The organism is Arcicella aurantiaca (genome assembly GCF_003148625.1).
GTDB classification, from domain to species: domain Bacteria; phylum Bacteroidota; class Bacteroidia; order Cytophagales; family Spirosomataceae; genus Arcicella; species Arcicella aurantiaca.
On record NZ_QGGO01000008.1, the window covers coordinates 141521 to 161350 of the forward strand.

Annotated in this window: 17 protein-coding genes and 1 tRNA gene; 6 read left to right on the top strand and 12 right to left on the bottom strand. The window is 35.1% G+C overall.

What is annotated here, in order from left to right:
* The first annotated feature begins 107 nt into the window (after nt 1–107).
* Complete coding sequence (locus LV89_RS09765; RefSeq protein ID WP_310588775.1) at nt 108–536, top strand: DinB family protein; 429 nt, start codon at nt 108–110, stop codon at nt 534–536.
* Here the strand turns inward: LV89_RS09765 and LV89_RS09770 are convergent.
* The 5 genes from LV89_RS09770 to LV89_RS09790 form a co-directional block, all read right to left on the bottom strand.
* Entirely contained in the window at nt 525–1100 is a 576-nt protein-coding gene (locus tag LV89_RS09770) for a TetR/AcrR family transcriptional regulator (protein ID WP_109742705.1), read from the bottom strand. The genes LV89_RS09765 and LV89_RS09770 overlap by 12 nt on opposite strands.
* Nucleotides 1101–1286: 186 nt before the next feature.
* A complete protein-coding gene (locus LV89_RS09775) occupies nt 1287–2384 on the bottom strand; it encodes an MBL fold metallo-hydrolase (RefSeq protein ID WP_109742785.1) in 1098 nt (365 codons plus the stop codon).
* A gap of 195 nt (nt 2385–2579) precedes the next feature.
* On the bottom strand, nt 2580–3506 hold the full coding sequence (locus LV89_RS09780) for an aspartate carbamoyltransferase catalytic subunit (protein ID WP_109742706.1): 927 nt from the start codon (nt 3504–3506) through the stop codon (nt 2580–2582).
* A 91-nt stretch (nt 3507–3597) separates the two neighbouring features.
* Nucleotides 3598–4137, bottom strand: a complete 540-nt coding sequence (gene pyrR, locus LV89_RS09785; protein ID WP_109742707.1) for a bifunctional pyr operon transcriptional regulator/uracil phosphoribosyltransferase PyrR — start codon at nt 4135–4137, stop codon at nt 3598–3600.
* A 109-nt stretch (nt 4138–4246) separates the two neighbouring features.
* Nucleotides 4247–5005 (bottom strand): tyrosine-protein phosphatase, encoded by a 759-nt coding sequence (locus tag LV89_RS09790; RefSeq protein WP_109742708.1) that lies wholly within the window; start codon nt 5003–5005, stop codon nt 4247–4249.
* Between the two features lie 452 nt (nt 5006–5457).
* Between LV89_RS09790 and glgB the strand changes: the two genes are divergently transcribed.
* Complete coding sequence (glgB, locus tag LV89_RS09795; protein WP_109742709.1) at nt 5458–7470, top strand: 1,4-alpha-glucan branching protein GlgB; 2013 nt, start codon at nt 5458–5460, stop codon at nt 7468–7470.
* 245 nt (nt 7471–7715) lie between these two features.
* Nucleotides 7716–10526 (top strand): outer membrane beta-barrel protein, encoded by a 2811-nt coding sequence (locus LV89_RS09800; protein ID WP_109742710.1) that lies wholly within the window; start codon nt 7716–7718, stop codon nt 10524–10526.
* Nucleotides 10527–12220: 1694 nt separating this feature from the next.
* Here LV89_RS09800 and LV89_RS09805 read toward each other — a convergent pair.
* From LV89_RS09805 to pyrF, 3 genes are read right to left on the bottom strand one after another with little or no spacing between them, the layout of a single operon-like run.
* Nucleotides 12221–13000 (bottom strand): SDR family NAD(P)-dependent oxidoreductase, encoded by a 780-nt coding sequence (locus LV89_RS09805; protein WP_109742711.1) that lies wholly within the window; start codon nt 12998–13000, stop codon nt 12221–12223.
* Nucleotides 13001–13023: 23 nt separating this feature from the next.
* Nucleotides 13024–13701 carry a hypothetical protein gene (locus tag LV89_RS09810; protein ID WP_109742712.1) on the bottom strand — a complete coding sequence of 226 codons (678 nt, stop codon included), beginning with the start codon at nt 13699–13701 and terminating at the stop codon, nt 13024–13026.
* Nucleotides 13702–13716: 15 nt separating this feature from the next.
* Nucleotides 13717–14547, bottom strand: a complete 831-nt coding sequence (pyrF, locus tag LV89_RS09815) for an orotidine-5'-phosphate decarboxylase (protein WP_109742713.1) — start codon at nt 14545–14547, stop codon at nt 13717–13719.
* Nucleotides 14548–14766: 219 nt separating this feature from the next.
* Between pyrF and rfbC the strand changes: the two genes are divergently transcribed.
* Complete coding sequence (gene rfbC, locus LV89_RS09820; protein ID WP_109742714.1) at nt 14767–15297, top strand: dTDP-4-dehydrorhamnose 3,5-epimerase; 531 nt, start codon at nt 14767–14769, stop codon at nt 15295–15297.
* 138 nt (nt 15298–15435) lie between these two features.
* Here the strand turns inward: rfbC and LV89_RS09825 are convergent, their stop codons facing one another.
* Nucleotides 15436–17022, bottom strand: coding sequence for a putative maltokinase (locus tag LV89_RS09825; protein ID WP_109742715.1), 1587 nt, complete (start codon nt 17020–17022; stop codon nt 15436–15438).
* A gap of 299 nt (nt 17023–17321) precedes the next feature.
* Between LV89_RS09825 and LV89_RS09830 the strand changes: the two genes are divergently transcribed.
* Both LV89_RS09830 and LV89_RS09835 read left to right on the top strand, forming a co-directional pair.
* Nucleotides 17322–17393 (top strand) — tRNA-Glu (locus LV89_RS09830).
* 269 nt (nt 17394–17662) lie between these two features.
* Nucleotides 17663–18877, top strand: coding sequence for a tyrosine-type recombinase/integrase (locus LV89_RS09835; RefSeq protein WP_109742716.1), 1215 nt, complete (start codon nt 17663–17665; stop codon nt 18875–18877).
* 54 nt (nt 18878–18931) lie between these two features.
* Here LV89_RS09835 and LV89_RS09840 read toward each other — a convergent pair whose 3' ends face one another.
* The 3 genes from LV89_RS09840 to LV89_RS09850 are packed head-to-tail and all read right to left on the bottom strand — an operon-like array spanning nt 18932 to nt 19829.
* Complete coding sequence (locus tag LV89_RS09840; RefSeq protein WP_146199121.1) at nt 18932–19240, bottom strand: hypothetical protein; 309 nt, start codon at nt 19238–19240, stop codon at nt 18932–18934.
* On the bottom strand, nt 19237–19551 hold the full coding sequence (locus tag LV89_RS09845) for a LytR/AlgR family response regulator transcription factor (RefSeq protein WP_109742718.1): 315 nt from the start codon (nt 19549–19551) through the stop codon (nt 19237–19239). The genes LV89_RS09840 and LV89_RS09845 overlap by 4 nt, the downstream gene beginning before the upstream one ends.
* Nucleotides 19551–19829 carry a hypothetical protein gene (locus LV89_RS09850; protein WP_146199122.1) on the bottom strand — a complete coding sequence of 93 codons (279 nt, stop codon included), beginning with the start codon at nt 19827–19829 and terminating at the stop codon, nt 19551–19553. The genes LV89_RS09845 and LV89_RS09850 overlap by 1 nt, the downstream gene beginning before the upstream one ends.
* Between the last annotated feature and the right edge of the window lies 1 nt (nt 19830).

Here is a 19830-nt window from a genome sequence, read left to right on the forward strand (position 1 = left end):
GCTCTATATTACAAGACTGATACCATGTTTCATAAACTAATTGACATGGCAAAAAACAAACTATAAATATGCTAAGTCAAACTCTATCCAAACTCTTTCAAAGAGATTTGGCTATATTATACCGAGAAATAGAAAGCTATAAATCCGAAGATTCTTTGTGGATTATCAAAGAAGAAATTAACAATTCGGGAGGAAATTTAGCTTTACACCTTATCGGAAACCTCCGCACATACATTGGTAAAAATTTAGGAAATATACCTTACATTAGAAATAGAGAAGCTGAATTTTCATCAAAAAATATTCCTAAGCAAACAGTCTTGACGATGATTCAAGAAATGACTGAGATTGTTTTGTCAACTTTAAGTCAAATTAATGAAGAACGATTAGCAAAGATTTATGAAGAAGAAGTATTGAGTTATGAAATGACCACCGAATATTTTTTGGTGCATTTACACGGACATCTTACGTATCACACAGGGCAAATCAATTATCATAGGAGGTTATTAGATTCTCAAATCGACTATTTACTCCACTGATTTAAGGCTTATCATTTCCCAAATCAACTCAAAAGTATCACTAATAATTTGATGTTGTTTTGCCTTTGAGAAATCGTTATTTACCAAATAATTATTAAGCCCATAGGTATGACTACTGATAAGACTTAACATTAAATCTAACGGCAAAGGTTTTATAATTTTGTCATCAATTCCCTTATTAAGCATCTCAAACAATGGCTTGAGATGCTTTTCCATTTCTTCCGAAGCAATCATCGTTAAATAGGGAGACGTTTTGAATTGTTCCACAAAACGAAACTCCAATTTATTGTCCATCGCCCAATAAAGCGTTGACAAATATTGACCTTTCAGTATTCCTTTTAATGTATTTTCAATAACAGAATTTTCAGCAACATATTCAATCATTTTTCCTTTGGTTTCTTTAAATAAGGCGATAATTAAATCGTCTTTCGTCGGGAAATAATGAAAAAGTGTACCATTGGCAACGCCAGCCTCCTGAGCAATTTTACTGGTGGGCGTGCCATGAAACCCAAACTCGACAAAGAGTTTCAGAGCTGCTTCAAATATTTGTGTTCTTTTATCCATTAAAATAGGGGTTGGTGGTTAGGATTTAGGTGATGTTTCTAAATATTATTCACGAATGACGATTGTGGCGTATAGTAGTGGCGTATGGCATACGCCAAAGCTATGACGATTGTGGTGTATGCTATACGCCACTACCAAAGGTCAAATAATTTATTCTTAAATACGCATAAATAATTAACAAACTTCCTACTCCACTCCTATCCACCACTGTTTAAATACTTGCGTAGTGTCTTTCAAATTTACTTGTTCGCCAATAATAGGCGTAATTAAAGGCATATTTACCGACTTATTGCCTTCGGTAATTCTTTTCAATGGTTCATCCCAAGCGTGATTTCCCAAAGCAAATTTAGAAGAATGAACTGGAAATAAACGCTTCGCTCCCAAATCTTTCGCCGCTTGCAATACCTCCTCAGGCATCATGTGAATATATTTCCAGCTTTTATCGTACTGTCCATTTTCTAAAATCGCTAAATCGAAAGGGCCATAATTTTTACCAATTTGGGCAAAATGGGTATCATAACCACTATCACCACCAATAAAAAAATTGAAAGTTGGCGTTTTTAAAGCAAACGAAGTCCACAAAGCTCTATTTCTCAAAATCCCTCTACCCGAAAAGTGCCTTGCAGGAGCCGTATGAGCCACAAAACCATTATCAAGGATAATTTCTTCGTTCCAATCTTTTTCAATTATCATATTTTTATCAAATCCCCAAGACTCAAAATGCTCGCCCGTTCCCAAGCCACAAATTACTTTCCCAACCTTTGATTTTAATTTCAAAACTGTGTCATAATCTAAATGGTCCCAGTGGTCGTGCGAAATAAACAGATAATCAATGGCAGGTAAATCCTCCACCGTATAAGCATCTGTTCCTTGAAAAGCTTTGGTTGTAAATGAAATTGGCGAAGCAGCACCACTTAAAACAGGGTCAACCAAAATCTTTTTTCCATCAATTTGTATAAAATAAGACGAATGCCCAAACCAAACCAATACGTCCTTAGCAGGGTCTAAATGCAACAAATCTATTTTGGTTGAAGGAATGACATCGGTAGGTTTTACCCGTTTTTTCTCCCCAAAAATAAACTCTTTCATCACTGAGTAATAGGTAGCGTCTTCAGATAAGTCTGGGGTATGATTAAGATTCTGAAAAGAGCCATCTCTAAAATTTGGCGATTTTTGAATACGTGCCAAACGTTCTCCCGAAGGAATTTTACCAAACATGGGTTGTTGAAGAAATATAAATACGGCTACTGCCAATAAAGCAATTATTGCGATTATAGAAATCATGATTCGTGTAACGATTTTTTTCATTTGAAATATTAGACTGACTAAACACTCTACAATTTTAGATAGATTATTAGTCTTACATTTTTTATAAAAGAAAAGTTCAAATAGTATGAAAAATAAAAACCGCATCATTGAAATTGTCAATCATGCGGTTTTTATTTTATCTTACACTAACCCCTAAATCCTAACCCCTAACTAATTCTGTCCTGCCAATAAATACAACACAGCCATTCTTACGGCTACGCCATTTTCAACTTGGTCGAGGATAATAGAATGTTGAGAATCGGCAGCATCAGAAGACAATTCAACGCCACGATTGATTGGGCCGGGGTGCATAATGACAATTTCTTTATTCAAATCGTCGAGCATTTTTTTATTTATCCCGAAATACAGAGAATATTCACGAAGCGAAGGAAAATATTTAATTTGCTGACGTTCTAACTGAATTCTCAAAACGTTGGCAACATCGCACCAAGCTAAAGTCTTCTTTACATCATGTGAAACCTTCACGCCTAAATCAGTAACGTATCTCGGAATTAAGGTTGAAGGGCCACAAAGCGTAACCTCCGCACCTTGTTTTTTCAAAGCAAAAATATTGGATAATGCCACTCGTGAATGGAGAATATCGCCAATAATAGCTATTTTCTTTCCTGTCAAATCTCCTCCTAATTTTTCTCTCATCGAAAATGAGTCCAAAAGAGCTTGTGTTGGGTGTTCATGCGTGCCATCACCCGCATTGACGATATTGGCAGAAATATGTTTAGATAGAAAATGGGGAGCTCCCGGACTGGCATGACGCATCACAATCATGTCCACTTTCATTGCCAAAATATTATTAACTGTATCTAAAAGAGTTTCTCCTTTTTTAACAGAACTCCCTGATGCTGAGAAATTTAACGTATCAGCAGAAAGACGTTTTTCAGCTAATTCAAAAGATAGACGGGTACGAGTGGAGTTTTCAAAAAAGACATTCGCAATGGTTACATCACGTAAAGAAGGTACTTTTTTAATGGGGCGATTGATAACTTCTTTAAACTCACGAGCCGTCGCCATGATGAGTTCAATGTCGTTGGGCGTAAGGTCTTTAATACCCAATAAATGTCTGGTACTTAATTTCTGCATTTTGTTTGGGGGTTAGGGTTTAGGATGTAGGATTTGAAGGTAGAAGAACAAAACATCTCTTCTATAAATCCTATTGCCTAATCCCCAACCCCTAATTATTAGTTATTAACCAAATTTTATCTTCTTCGTATCCTTGTTCTTGCAATTCTACTAATACTTTTTCAGAATCAAGGGTATTTACTTTTTTACCTACATAATCCGCATTGATGGGAATGTCTCGGTTATAAATTCTATCAATCAAAACGCACAATTCTACTTTTTCTGGACGACCGAAAGCCGTCATAGCATCTAAAGCAGAACGTACCATACGCCCAGTCGCCAGAACGTCGTCAATCAAAATAACTTTCTTATTTTCAATGACAAAGGAGATTTTTGTTTCGTTGGCTTTTACCAATTCACGACGGCGATAGTCATCACGATAGAAAGTGGCATCCAAAAAACCAATTGGAATTTTTCTATCAATAATTCGCTCTAATTCTTGATGAATTCGTTTGGCAAAATGAATACCTCTTGGTTGAAGACCAATGATAACGGTATCGGCAAAATCCTGATGGTTCTCTATCAATTCCTGACAGAGACGGCTGATGGTAATTTCCAGAAGTGGACTTGAAAGAATGAGTTTGCGTTGCATAGCTCACAAAGATAAATAAGAAGTCGTTTAGGATTGTGATTTTGGCTAAAAAAAATGAAAAATGATAACAAACAAAAAGGTGTCGTAAAGTTTTACAACACCTCTTTTATTAAATTCTATTATTCAAAATTTCTCCTGCACGCAAAACGGTTTGGTACATGGGCGAATCCATTGTTTTTTGTAGCATTTCAATATGTTCTTCTTTGTGGCAGTCTGTCCCTAAAAAGCTAATCATTTGAGCTACTGACAGATACTCCGCTAATTCACGAGATTCATTGCCATAATATCCCGAAAAAGAATTAATATTTACTTGAAATAAAATTCCTGTTTCGTAGAGTTGATGCACCAACAGACGGTCACGTTGTAAATAATTATAACGTTCTGGATGTGCCAAAACAGGAATATAACCACGCCGAATTATTCTTTTAATTGTTTCAAAAAGCTGTTTGGGTTCGTGCAGATGTTGCGTTTCAAAAAGCAAATATTTTTTGTCATCTTCAGAATTAAAAGTCAATAATTCATTTTTGGACAGTAATTCTTTCAAGAAAAAAGCATCAAGATAATATTCGGCGGCGGCTTCAATTTCTACGTCTATGTGTTGGTCTTCAAGATGTTCTCTCAAAACTAACAAATGCTGTTTTATCTTATGAGGAGAATTTGGATAAAACCCCGCCATAATATGTGGCGTTAGAATCAACTTCTGAAAACCTAAATTTCTCAACGCTGCAATCATACTTACGCTTTCTTCTATATTTTTTGAGCCTTCATCTAAAGCTGGCAATAAATGAGAATGAACATCTACACGAAGAGGAGCAATCGTTAGTTTATCAGGTCGTTTTTCCCGATTTCTCAAAAAAGTTAGCCGCATAGGATTTATGGTTTTTAGGTTGTTATGAATAAGCCTTTGGCATTTTGTTTATTAACAACAATAGTCCAGATTTTTGTATCAAAAACTATGGATTATCATTTCAATAATTACGGCTATTATGCCTAAAAACAAGCAAAAAACGTGCCTTGCTCAATTTTATGGATGAAAATTAAAATATTTACCCTTTTTAATTACAATATCTATCAATGCACTTTTTTGTTATTTTTATGGCATTATCTTTGTGCAAATAGGCTTTCTTTAAATTTAACTTTTTCCATAAATTATTGTATCTTCGATGGATTAACGAAACAAAAAAATCTTGATTTCTCAACTATAAATTAGAGAGTATTACAAAAGAAATTTTATCTTTACGCATAGACATTAATTCTGTGAACTGAAACAGAAAAAATCATAATAATCTCATTAGACAAATTCCATTAACCATAAACAAGATGGCAAAAACATCAAAGAAATCTTCTGAAATAGCTGAACCAACTAAGAAAAAAACGACAAAAAAGGAAGTCGAAGCTGTTGCTCAAGAAACTCCTCCCCCACCTGTACAACTCAAAAATGTAGAAGGATTTAGCCGTTTTTCAGACTTTGACATTGACCTTTTCAAAGCAGGAAAACACTATCGCCTTTTTGAAAAATTTGGCTCTCATTTAACTGAATGTCAGGGTGTTCAAGGAACTTACTTTTCGGTTTGGGCTCCGTCGGCAAAGTCAGTTTCGGTAATTGGGAATTTCAATTATTGGGACAAAGACTCGCATCATCTTTTTGTCCGTTGGGATTCTTCAGGTATTTGGGAAGGATTCATTCCTCATATTGGCAAAGGCGAAACTTATAAATTTTGTATTCAAGCTCAAGATGGACGTTTTTTAGAGAAAATGGACCCGTATGCCCAAAGTTTTGAAGTTCCTCCTCGCACGGCTTCTATTGTTTGGGATAACTGGTACGAATGGACGGATGCAGATTGGATGGCAAAACGTCATACTAAAAATTCGTTGGCATCTCCTATGTCTGTTTACGAAGTTCATGTGGGTTCTTGGAGAAGAAAAGAACATGACGAAAAACTAACTTTTGTAGAACTTGCCGACCAATTGGTAAAATATGTAAAAGAAATGGGCTTTACGCACATTGAATTTATGCCAATTATGGAACATCCTTACGAGCCTTCGTGGGGTTATCAAGTTTTGGGATATTTTGCTCCTTCGTCACGTTTTGGAAAACCACAAGACTTCATGTATTTGGTTGAGGAATGTCACAAAAATGACATTGGTGTTATTTTAGACTGGGTTCCTTCGCACTTCCCCGGTGATGCTCATGGTTTATTTGAGTTTGATGGAACACATCTTTACGAACACCCAGATATGCGTAAAGGTTATCATCCAGACTGGAAATCATATATTTTCAATTATGGCAGAAACGAAATTCGTAGTTTCTTAATTTCAAATGCCATTTATTGGTTAGAACGTTACCATGCCGATGGTTTAAGAGTTGATGCGGTGGCTTCAATGCTTTATTTAGATTATTCAAGAAATGATGGCGAATGGGAACCAAATATTTTTGGCGGAAATCACAACCTTGATTCTATTTCATTATTTAAGGAATTGAACGAAACTGTCTATGCACAATTTCCTGATATTCAAATGATTGCAGAAGAATCTACTTCATTTACAGGCGTTTCTCGTCCGATTTACACAGGAGGTTTAGGCTTCGGACAAAAATGGATGATGGGCTGGATGAATGATACGCTGAAATATTTTGAAAAAGACCCAATGTATCGCAGACATCACCAAGAGCAATTGACATTCTCAACGGTTTATGCCTTCACAGAGAATTTCATGTTACCATTTTCGCACGATGAAGTTGTTTATGGAAAACAATCATTAATAGGAAAAATGCCCGGTGACGAATGGCAACGTTTTGCCAATTTGCGTTTGTTGTTTACTTATATGTTTACACACCCCGGAACAAATCTTATCTTCATGGGTGGCGAATTTGGACAAACGTCTGAATGGAATTTTGAAAAAGGTTTAGAATGGTGGCTAACAGAATTTGCTCCTCACAAAGGAATCCAAGATTTGATAAAAGCCTTAAATAATTTGTACAAAACCCAAGCAGCTTTGTACGATAAACAATTCTCTCATGAAGGTTTTGAATGGATTGACACAAGTGACCGTGAAAATTCTATTGTCGTATATGCTCGTAAAGGTAATGCCCACAAAGACCAATTAATTGTAGTCTTAAATATGACCCCTGTCCCAAGACCAGAATATCGCATTGGCGTACCAATGCAAGGAGTTTGGACTGAAGTATTAAACTCCGACGACCCAGCTTTCTGGGGAAGTGGCAAGATCAATCAGTCGGCACTTATGGCAGAAGAAATTGCTTGGCAAGGCAAAGCTTATTCAATCGCAATTACGGTTCCTCCACTCGGAGCAGTAATTTTAAAAGTTCAGTAATTTAACACTGACTTATCTCAAAAAATGGCATAATCGTCTCAGATTATGCCATTTTTTTTAAAATTACTCTAAAAAAATTAAACCATGAACAAACAAATTTGTCTAACCCTACTCAGAAATCTCATATCATAAATCTATAATTTCAGTATTGAATTAAAGTATATTAAAGCTCTTTAAACTCTTTCTCTATTATCAAATTTATTCTAAACAATTATCTTATAAGCTTGAATATAATATTTCAAAACATGAAAAAACAATTTCTTTTATTACTCTTATTTACGTTCAGCACCTCCATTTTAATCGCACAAACTTCTGTAAGTGGCGAGGTTCGGGAATTGGCAACTCAAAAAACTTTACGAAGTGCGTATGTTTCGTTGGTAAATCTTGCTGATTCTTCTCGCAAGAGAACAATTCCAACTGATGCAATGGGCAAATTTCAAATATCTCCAGTCCGAAGAGGCAATTATTCTCTTAGAGTTTCTTTCTTGGGTTATCAAGAGTTTCGCAAAAACATTCAAGTATCTGGCGATGAACCTGTTAAAGTTGATTCTATTTATTTGATAGAAGACAGCCAAGTGCTTAATGAAGTAAAAATTGTAGGGCAAGTGGCTGCCGTTATTCAGAAAAAAGATACCCTTCAATTTAATGCTAAAGCGTATAAGGTAAATCCAGATGCCAATGCCGATGAATTAATTGAAAAAATACCGGGAGCAGTTATCGACAATGGTAAAATGCAAATTCAAGGAGAAGAAGTTAAACAAGTCATGATTGACGGAAAGCTTTTTTTCGGGAAAGATGCCACCGCTGCCATGAAAAATATCCCAGCAGAGGTAATTGATAAGATTCAAGTATTCGACCAACTTAGTGAACAATCTCAATTGACAGGTTTAGATGATGGCAACACCACAAAAACCGTAAACATTACCACTCGCCCAGACATGAGAAATGGTCTTTTTGGGAGAAATTCAATAGGCATAGGCACAAATGATACCTACAAAGGCAACGCAAGTATCAATCGTTTTAAAGGGAATAGCCGTCTGACGGTTTTATTTCAAGCAAATAATATCAATCAACAAAATTTTTCTTCAGAGGATTTAATTGGTGTTTCCAGCGGTTCTGCACAATCTCGCAGAGGTGGTGGCGGCGGTGGTGGAAATCGTGGTGGTGGACAAGGCGGTGGTAGCACCGATAATTCTGGTAATTTCTTAGTAAATAATCAACCTGGTTATAATACGACCAATGCTTTAGGATTAAACTATTCAAATGAATGGGGAACAAAATTGAAGTTTCAAGGTAGTTATTTCTTAAATCAGGCTAACAATTCAATCATCGAAAGCACCTTTCAGCAATATATCCAGAGCAATAATACTGGTCAAACTTATACAGAATCAAGCAATTCAAGCACAAAAAGCTTAAATCACAGAGCGTATTTTAGATTAGAATATAAAATTGATGACCGAAATTCCTTGATTTTCACACCAAATCTTAGTTTTCAAAATACTGAAGCAAACTCGGGTTATGATGGCGTAACCAAACTTCCGACCAGTAAATTAAACGACGTTATCAATAGAAATATTAGCTCTAACAATGCCGTTAATTTTTCAAATAATATCTTATTTCGTCACCGCTTTGCCAAAATGGGACGAGCTTTGACCTTAAATATTACCACAACTTACAACGACCGTAATGCTAATAATGAATTGAGGTCAACCAATAATTTTTATGGAGCAAATCCTTCATCAAAAATTTTAAATCAAAATTCAAATACCGATGCTAAAGGCTTAGGGTTCTCTTCAAATTTATATTATTCAGAACCTTTGAGTAAACAAAGTTCCGTTTTTGTCAGTACAAGTTTTGGGTATAATGAAAATCAATCTGAAAAATATGCGTACAATTTCTCAGATTCAGAGCAAAAATATAATCGTTTAGACACCCTTTTAAGTAATGTTTTCAATAGCGATTATTATAATTACAGAGTCGGAACGGGATTCAGACAATTCTCAAAGGCAATGAATATTTCCGCCGAAATCAGATACCAAAACGCCCATTTAATGAACGAACAAATATTCCCTAAGGTATATAATCTCGACAAATCATTCAACAACATATTACCCTCTTTTTCAATGCGTTATAACATAGATGGCAGTGCAAAATCTTTGCGATTCAACTATCAAACACAAACGCAACAACCAAGTATTAGTCAGTTACAAGAGGTAGTAAATAACAATAATCCACTGAGACTTTCAACGGGGAATTCATCATTATCACAAGAATATCAACATCAATTGTCATTACGTTACACGGCGACAAGTCCAACTACTTTTTCAAATTTTGTCACCTTAATGAGTGCCAATTTTGTAAAAGGGAACATCACTAATAGCAGTTTTATTGCCACCAGAGACACCGTAATCAGTAAAGAAATTACGCTAAAAGCAGGCTCACAATTATCTCGTCCCGTTAATTTAGATGGGCAATATTCCATTAGAGGATTTATGTCTTACGGATTTCCTGTAAAAGCCCTTAAAATGAATATTAACACCAATATTACGGCAAATTTCAGCCGTACACCGGGTTTAATAAACACTGTTCTTAATTATAGCGATGCTCAAAAATATACTTTCGGTTTAGTTTTAAGTAGTAATATTAGTCCAAATGTAGATTTTACCATTTCTTCTAATTCAAATCTCAGTTACGTTCAAAACACAATTTCATCGAGTTTGAACAATAACTATTTCAATCAAAATTTAAAAGTAAGACTAAATATTATTTTCTGGAAAGGAATAGTTTTCAATACAGATGCCACTTACTACTCATATTCTGGACTTTCGTCATCTTTCAATCAAGCTTACACGCTTTGGAATATGGCAATTGGGAAAAAAGTATTTGCCAAACAACAAGGAGAAATCAGGCTATCGATTTTCGACTTACTGAAATTAAATACAAGTATTCAAAGAAATATTACGACAACTTACATTGAAGATTCACAGTCGAATGTACTACAACAATTCTTTATGCTTACTTTCAGTTATAATTTAAAGAAATATTGGAAGAGCTAAAAAGATAGGCACAAAAAAACCCTTGAATCCGCCAATTCAAGGGTTTTTATTTTTTTATGGACTTAGGGTTATTTTTAAAGTATTCTTAGGCAAAATCGTTTTCCTTACGCTTTTGATTCTTGGTGGAAAATTTCAGTTTCATCACTTACCGCCATAAATTCTAAAACTAAAACTTTCCTCGAATCTTGTCTTTCAACTTCATTACCGCCATAAATTCGTTGTTTGACTCTACAAAATTAACATACATTCAGAGTCAAAAAAACTTTTACTATATAATTTTTCCAAGAATTACACGAAAAAACATTATGTTCCATAAGTATCAAAAATCTGATGCGAATTTTTTCACTTTAAGCGTTCACCCTCCAAAAAATCACTTTTAAACACTATTTTAATAACGTTTATCATAAAGTATCGTAGCATTTTGTTACCATCGCAGATAAAACATTAAGATTAAAGAAAATACTTTGTTGTAATATTTCAAGAATACACTCTAAAATCTCATAATCAATTTTCTCCTTCTAATACAGCTTTTAGGCACTTTACGTATGTCCATATAAAAAAATAAAGACTCAGTGCATAGCTCCGAGCCTTTACGCAATCCGCCTAAGTAGTTATCTTTCGGGAAAACCCGCAAGCTCTACGGCTTGAATGTCTTAAATATCAAATTTTGATAATCGCTAAAATGTCATGTAAATACAAAAAGACAACACTCCTCCAATCTCTGCTTTATTGCAATGAATTGTTGGAATCTTGTCTCATGTTACTTGGCGGAAAAAATGTTAAAAATTTAATTAATTAAAGAGGCAACTAAGTGGCGGCTCAGTTACCAGAACTGAAACGTAGTTGGCGGACTACGCCTCAAAAGGTGAATAAATAAAGTGGCGGCCTTACGTATTCAAATATCTATATACTGTGTTTCGATATTCAATTGAATAACAGCGACACGACGATTCATTTTGAACCAGACGGAACAAATGCCAAGAAAGTTATAAGGATTTAAAACAAAGAAGAAAAATATGCAAAGCCACTTAGACAGGAGCAAAGTTTTTCTCATCCTAACATTTGGCGGAATGTCGCTGAGTAATAGAAATACTTCAAATATTATGCCAAAAAAGCAATTTTAAATAAAAGTCAATAATAAAAATATGGAAGTTTTTAAAAATCTGAGAGTTACCAAAAAAAGGTTAGTAGGAGAAAAAAATACTTAAAATAGGGAATAGCACTTTGAAAGTCCCTCCTCCCAAAATTACCATTTGTCAAGTTTCATGCCAAATAACATAAAACCCCAAAAGTTTTCACTTTTGGGGTCATTTTTAAGGGTTCGGGTTATCCCGAGAGCTAATCTACTTATAAACTTCTTAGACAAATTACGATTTTTACTGACGAGCCGCCACTCACAGCAAATAATCTTTTTGTTAACACTTATAAATTTAAAAATCAATAGAAACTCCTTCCGCCAAAGGCGTTTCTTCTTAATTTTCAGCTTATTCAGAGGTCTTTTCCTCGTCGATAAGTTTGTTGTATTATTCTGTATCCGTATTTATAACGGCAACTTTAAAAGAAAGTCACACCGCAAGTAACAAGATTTTTATATAATTTTTTCGAGAAAAAAGGCATCATTCTTTTATGTCGCTTGTCGTACTTTTTTTTCAATCAACATAAAAGTGAAGGCAAAAAATGGCAAAAAATATTTTTTATTTTTTTTCGTGAAGCCACTTTTTCAATTCTTTAGCGTAAAAATATTGGTAAGGCAAAACGATGATTTCAAATAATTTTTGAAGAAATCTGCCAATTTGGAATAATTTGGAAGGAAAAATATGCGTTTTGTTTTGAAGAATACCTTTTATCATTGCGTTGGCAACGTCTTCAGGCATCTGAGCAGGAAAAGGGATAGGAATATTAAGATTTGAGAAATGAGTTGAAGATTTAAAGAAATTAGTTTTTGTTGCAATAGGATAAATCAAAGAAAGACGACCTAAGTCCTGATTCTCAAAACGATAAGCAGCTTCAAACCTATCAAGAGCAGCTTTGGTAGCTCCATAAAGAGCATAACCCGGAATTGCCAACTTCGCCATGGCAGAAGAAGTTATCATCACAAAATATGCTCGACCAACGTTCAATTCTTTCATTTTTTGAAAAGAATATATCGGCGAAAATACATTTACTTGAAAAATATTCTCTATTCGTTGCCAATCAGGCTTTGAAATTTCTTCATAATATGCAAAACCCGCATTGGCAATAAAAATATCAATGGTTTGAAACTGTGTGAGAGCAAAATCAAAAAGTCGGTCAACTTCTGTTTGTTGTGATAAATCACAAATAAAAGTCGTTATTTTATCGGAAGAAGCCTCAATTGGATGTAAATCAACCGCTATTATTTTAGCCCCTTCAAAATCTACTAATTGAAGTATTAAAGCTTTTCCAATTCCAGAAGCAGCTCCTGTTACAATGATATTTTTATGGGCAATCTGCATGGAATGAATGGGCAAATAAAACGCTAATCAGTTACAAAATAATTTTTCTTCACAATTGGCTCATTAAAAGTCATTTCAAAATTTTCGACCTTCATGGTTAATAAAGGTGAAGCATTAGAAATATCTGGAAAAAGGCTTTCATTGACCTCCACCGACTTTAATTTAGAGAATGTAGCTTTCCCTTTAGCAGTCGGATTGGTGATAAATAAATCCTTATGAAGCTTCTGAACAACTGTTATTGGCAAAATGGAAGTCGTAAGCGGAAAAGGAATAAAACCTTTTGAGAATTTAGCCTTAAAAAACGACTCTCCTTCTAATTTTACAGCAATATCTTCTGTTCCGTCTGGGTTTTGTTGCCAATCAAAATCGGCATATTCTTTCGGGATTCCCCAATTTTGAATACCGTTATAAACACTATCTCGACTGGAAACGTAAATTTTGGAAATAGAAAATACTTTCTTCCAATCAAACGTAAACATTCCCGGAATAAATAATAATTCCTGATATACCCCAACACCCGACGTTTTATAGTCAACCAACATAACTGTACCTACATAACCCAAAAACCTATCTTTCTGATAATGAGACAAAAAGCCTTGTTTCTCTACGAATTCTTTGGAGAATTTGTAAATCATTATGTAAGCATTGCCTGTTAAATGCCAAGGGGCAGGAGCTATTTTTACGTCAGGTGTTAATTCCATTTAATCTGTGAATGTTTAAGACAAATATAAATTCAGGTATTTCTCCATCTCGACTTGCACTTTCTGAGCTTCCTCTCCTGCAACTTTAGCAAAATCTTTATCAGTCGAAGCATAGATAATTCCTCTTGAAGAATTAACCAATAATCCACAATGAGAATTCATACCGTATTTTGAAACCTCTTCTAAACTTCCACCTTGAGCTCCAACACCCGGTACTAACAAAAAATGTTCGGGAGCTAAAGTACGTATATGCGTGAGCATATCTGCTTTGGTTGCCCCCACAACATACATTAATTGTTCGTCAGTTGCCCATTCTTGCGACTTTCTGATTACCTCCTCAAAAAGTTGTTTATTATCTTCTAAACGTAAATTTTGAAAGTCTTTACTCCCACCATTTGAGGTAAGAGCCAGCAAAATCACCCATTTATTCGGAAAGTCAAGGAAAGGAGTAACAGAATCAGCTCCCATATATGGAGCAACAGTTACAGAATCAAAATCAAGTCCAGATGAGTTTTTATCAAAAAATGCTCTTGCATAAAGTCCAGATGTATTACCTATATCTCCACGTTTTGCATCAGCAATAGTAAAACATTCTTTGGGAATATATTCCATCGTTTTTTGAAGACTTTCCCAGCCCTTCGCTCCCATTGCTTCATAAAAAGCAATATTAGGCTTATATGCTACCGCAAATTGATGAGTAGCATCAATAATTTGGCGATTAAACTCAAATATTGGGTCTTTTTCAACTAATAAATGTTGTGGAATTTTCTGAATATCAGTATCTAAACCTACGCAGAGATATGATTTTTTTTGTTTGATTTGGTCAAATAATTGAGCTTTAGTCATTGCTTGTTTCGATGTTCGAGATTAGAAATTCGACAACCGTATAAATATGTTACTATGATTTTAGAAGTTTCAATTCTCGAACATCGACAAAGCAATACCGAAAATTGAAACCCTTTATTTGCTTAATCTTAGGAATAAGATTAATTTCGTGAACAATATTAATCTCTTAGTAGTCAAAATCAAAGATTATTAATTCAAATAAATCATTATTTATCCCCGATGCAATTCAAACCCCACGAAATAAAAGGCTTAATTGAGTGTATTCCTACAAAATTTGCCGATGACAGAGGTCATTTTTATGAATCTTATAACAAGAATCTTTTTACTGCAAATGGCATTCCTCATGATTTTGTACAAGACAATTATTCATGGTCTAAGAAAGGTGTAATTCGTGGACTACATTTTCAATACGAACCACACGGACAGGGAAAGTTGGTAAGATGTATGACAGGGAAAGTAATGGACGTAGTTGTTGACATTCGCAAAGATTCTCCAACATTTGGACAACACGCAAAATTCATTTTAGATTCAGCTATTGGCAATATGCTTTTTGTTCCAGTTGGTTTTGCACATGGTTTTGTGGCACTTGAAGAAACAATTTTTGTTTATAAATGTACTGACTTTTGGAATAAAGGAGCAGAATCAGGTATTTTATATAATGACCCTGCCCTTAATATTGAATGGGGTATCGAAAATCCAATTGTTTCCGAAAAGGATTTAATTTTACCAACTCTTTCAGAACTTAGATAGATGTTATGAGTTGAGCGGGGTGCGTAACCTTATGAGTTATGAGTTATGAGTTATGAGTTATGAGTTATGAAAAAGAGCTTTATCAAAATTTGAGTTCCATTTATTTCACAATTCATACCTCATAATTCATATTTAAAATCACATTCTGAGTTTTTCAATCTCTCGAATCACATTTACAATTCCCTTCAAAGGTATTTTTACCCAATCTGGACGATAACTAATTTCATATCCCAGCTCATAAACGGCTTTTTCCAGTAAATAAATTAGCATCAAAAAGTTAATTTCATTATTATTCTTAAACAATGGATGCGGATTCCCAAAAGTATCCAAATATTTTTCCATATATGTTTGTTGAATAAGATTATACCAACGGTCGGCAGCAGTTTGTACTCTCATTGGGTCAAATTTTGCCGTATCTGGGTCATTAAACATTTTTGCAGATATGGCATAATGATAACTTCTAATCATTCCTGCAACGTCTTTTAAAGGCGAATGCTTAATTTTACGGTCAGTAATTGAACTTTCAGGTTCTCCTTCAAAATCAATAATAATATAATCATTATGAGTTGCTAAAACCTGACCTAAATGATAGTCTCCATGTATTCTGATTCGCTGAGAATCTATTTCTCTGCTAAGAATTTCTTTAGCGAATTCATCTATCAATTCCTTCGCCTCCATAAAATCCCATGCTAATTTCTGCGTAACAGGGTCGGTAATTTTGGTATAATTATCAATCAAAAGATTATACCTTCTTTCGAGTAAATCTGATAATCGTTTATGAATAAACTGGCGATAATCATCATTAAATTGTTCTGGAGCAAACATTGTATCAGCTTCTGGTGCATATAAAGCTAAGTGCATTTCAGCGGTTCTTTGTGCCAAAAGCTCAACCTGCTCAAAAACCTCTTCTTTAATCGCAAAAGTTTTATCTGTAAAAGCATCTACAAAGGAATCAAGCTGTTCGCCCGTCTGCACCCAACTATCAGCTTTATTTTCAACCATTCGTTGCATCATACCCAAAGTAACATCAGGCTTCCCATCTCTTTTCCACACTACACTCCCAGCAAAAGCTGGAATATAAGCAAAATCTGAATTTTCTGTAATAAATTCAACCATATCCACTTCTGGATTGGTTTGTTCAAACAATTTTCGATAAAGTTTAAGGAAATATTTATCATTGAAAGTCATTGCCGAATTAGAAGAATCGACAGGCAAAACTCTCGATAAAATTGGAGCATTAATATCTTCTCCAGAAAGTCCTTTACCACGATTAAATTCAATCTTTCCATTCTCTTCTTGCCCTACACTATCAGCATGAGCTAAATGAGAAAAAAGTGCCTGCTGAAAACGCTCATCATAAATAGCATCAATTACCAATCCTCGTTTTTCATTAATGTATGCTAAAGTTATGATTCCCTTCGGAGAAACTTCCTGACTTTGGGTTGAATCAATAAAAGAAACTGGAAGTAAATAATTTTCAGTTTCACCATCAGCATATTTGACTTCAACGATAAATAGAAGTGCAATAGAATCTTTTATCGGAATTTCCATAGAAAATTTGATAGTAAATCTTTCTTGCAAACGAGCCTTACCTGCAAACCAACGACAAGTATTCATATAAGGTGGCAAAACACTTATTTCGAAGTCTTTTAATAAATCTTTATCATTTTGAATATCTGACCATGTTGTTTTTAACGACAAGGAAATGGTATTTTCTTTTTTCATATCTAAAAGTGAATTCTTTTTGCTTAATCAAATGGCATTATTCTACCTTAAAATTAGAATATATTTATATACAAAAAAAGCACTTAAATTGACTCAAAAAAAATATAAAAAAAGTTAAAAAAAGTTACCATCACAACCTTTTGATTATCAACCATTTCACATTTATTTTCATTTTTTTTGATTTTTTTTCTTCAAAAGTGCTTGCGTTTCAAAAAAATCGCCGTACCTTTGCATCACGAAAAACGAACAACGTTAACGAAATAAAAAACAAAAGTTAACTAATTCGAAATAACCCAAATGGTCCGTTCGTCTAGGGGTTAGGACACGTCCCTTTCACGGATGAAACACGGGTTCGATTCCCGTACGGACTACTGATTAAATTTCAATTATAGGCTAACCTTATCAGGTTGGCCTTTTTTGTGCCTAACCAACTAAAATAGCCTTAAAACACCTCACAAACCCTTTTTCAAAAAAAATAGCCTACACTACTCTATGGGCAAATTTCGACCGTTTAATAAACGTTACTAAGGAATTTACTAAGGAATTTTTAGTAGGCAAGAACCTTGATGTACAGTTCAGAAACTTTCATTATTAATTCTTAACTATTTCGCATCATGCAAAAAACTATCACTTCATTGCAGTGAATCAACTCGACTTCTATTATTACTTCCTGAAATCTACTGTCAATACCGATGATGGCGTAATTAACAGCGTCCTAAAAATTGATGGGAAAGATTCTGTTCCGATTTCTACACGAATCAAAACCAAAAAATCACAGTGGAATGCAAAAGACCAATGTTTTGAGGGAAAAGATTCTGCTAAGAAAGAGGCTCTCAAACGGAATTTCGAGAAAAGAATGGAGAGCATCAGAGACGTGCTGGCTCAGGAGCAAACGTTGAAATCTATCGACCCCAATGATATTTTGGCGATTCACAGGCAAGATAAGAAACAACAAATTGAAGAGAAACGTCCTGAAGGCAAGCAAAAACAAATGTTGCTTGAGCATTTTAGGCTGTATATTAAGCAACAACAAGAGCTTGTTGATGTAGGACGTTTGGCACAGGTCACGGTAGATGGATACATCGCTAAACGGAATACAGTTGTACAGTATCTTATCGACCGAAAATTGATTGGTTTTAGGACGGAGCAGTTTACTGAGGCTGTCATGCTGGACTTTGAGCATTATTTGATAATGAAAGGTCAAGCGGACTCCACCATTGCGAAGTATAAGCGATTAGTCAAAACTGTAACAACATGGGCAAAACAAAAGGGATTCACCAAAATTAAGCCACTCGAAGACTACAAAATTGAGAATGCTCCTGACAAAGAGCCCATTTCCTTAGACCGTGCGGAGCTGCAAAAGATTGAGGACGCTCAAAATGATGGTCGCCTAAATGATGACTTATCAATTACTGCAGATATTTATCGTTTTTGTGCCGAAACGTCATTAAGCCACGGTGACTATAATAGTTTGCGGAATTCTATGATGAAAACGGGCAAGAACGGCACAAAATGGATTAATCGCCCACGTGGTAAAACCAAGGTTGAACATCGCATTCCATTGTCCGAAAAGGCACTGGACATATTAAACAAATACGGTACATTGGAGGACCTCCCACGCAAGTCTAACCAAAAATCAAATATTGGCATCAGGAAGGTTGCCAAAATTGTTGGTATCGAAAAATATCTAACTTTCCATACTTCTCGAAAAACTGCGGTGGACGATATGTTTAACGTGAAAGGTATGCGTGAAACGGTAATACAGAAGGTTGTGGGTTGGAAGAGCAGCCGTCAACTGAAACTGTACGCAAAGGTCAAGGATTCGACGATTGAGCGAGAATTCTTTGGAGAGTAAACAAAAGAGCCTATCAGTATTACTGATAGGCTCTAACACAACGTTATACTACATTTAATATTTTGGAGAGATACTTAAACTTCCCCCTGGCAAGCAATATAATTTCCCACCTCTGGTTGATTTCAGCCCCTTTAATTGTCTTATAGTCGAAATACTTATACTGTCGTTGACATCAGCGACGTCGTAAGGCTCTGGAACTACGCCCAAATTCCAAACGGTTGGGTCTTCGTATGCTCCTGAGCGGATGGTATAGATTGTGGTACGTTGTGTCGGTTTTGGAGACACGTACTTAAATGCCTGCGGAGTTACTTTTTCAGTACAGCTCATTAGGCAAAGCAATAGAAAAAATAAGAGATATTTCATAGCAAGTTTTTTTTGTGCCGTCTTGAGACGGGCAAAACAGTGTTATTGACAAGATGTATTTCTGTGGGACAAATAGCGGCAATGGCATCATCATTGACAAGGTAAGATTGATGTATGCGTACAAAACCAACTGAGCTAATTAATCGGTCAATTTTCGACAATGAAAATGGTACATATATCATTTTGCCGTCTCTCAGGTAAATTGCCGTGTAATTAATATTAGACTGCAAATACACAATATTATTAACGAGAATAGACTTTCGTTTTTTCTCGTTAATAGTTAATAAGCCTCTATTTGCATCAAATGTCATTATTGACCTGTGTGTAGGTATGACAAGTTGGTAATTAACAATACACCTTTGACAGAACCTTCACCGTAAGAAATAGTCTTACAGTAGAAGTGATTGCGAACCTTGAGCGTGTCCCCTGGGCGAATAGTCACGATGTCTCCAGCTTGAGGGATAACGCCCCCCTGAAACGTACTCGGAACGTCTGAATAACCAGTTTGGGCTGTGGTAATTGTTGCAACACTTGCTTTCATGCTCATTAATAATGTAGCAAAAGCGAATAGGAATAATAGCTTTTTCATA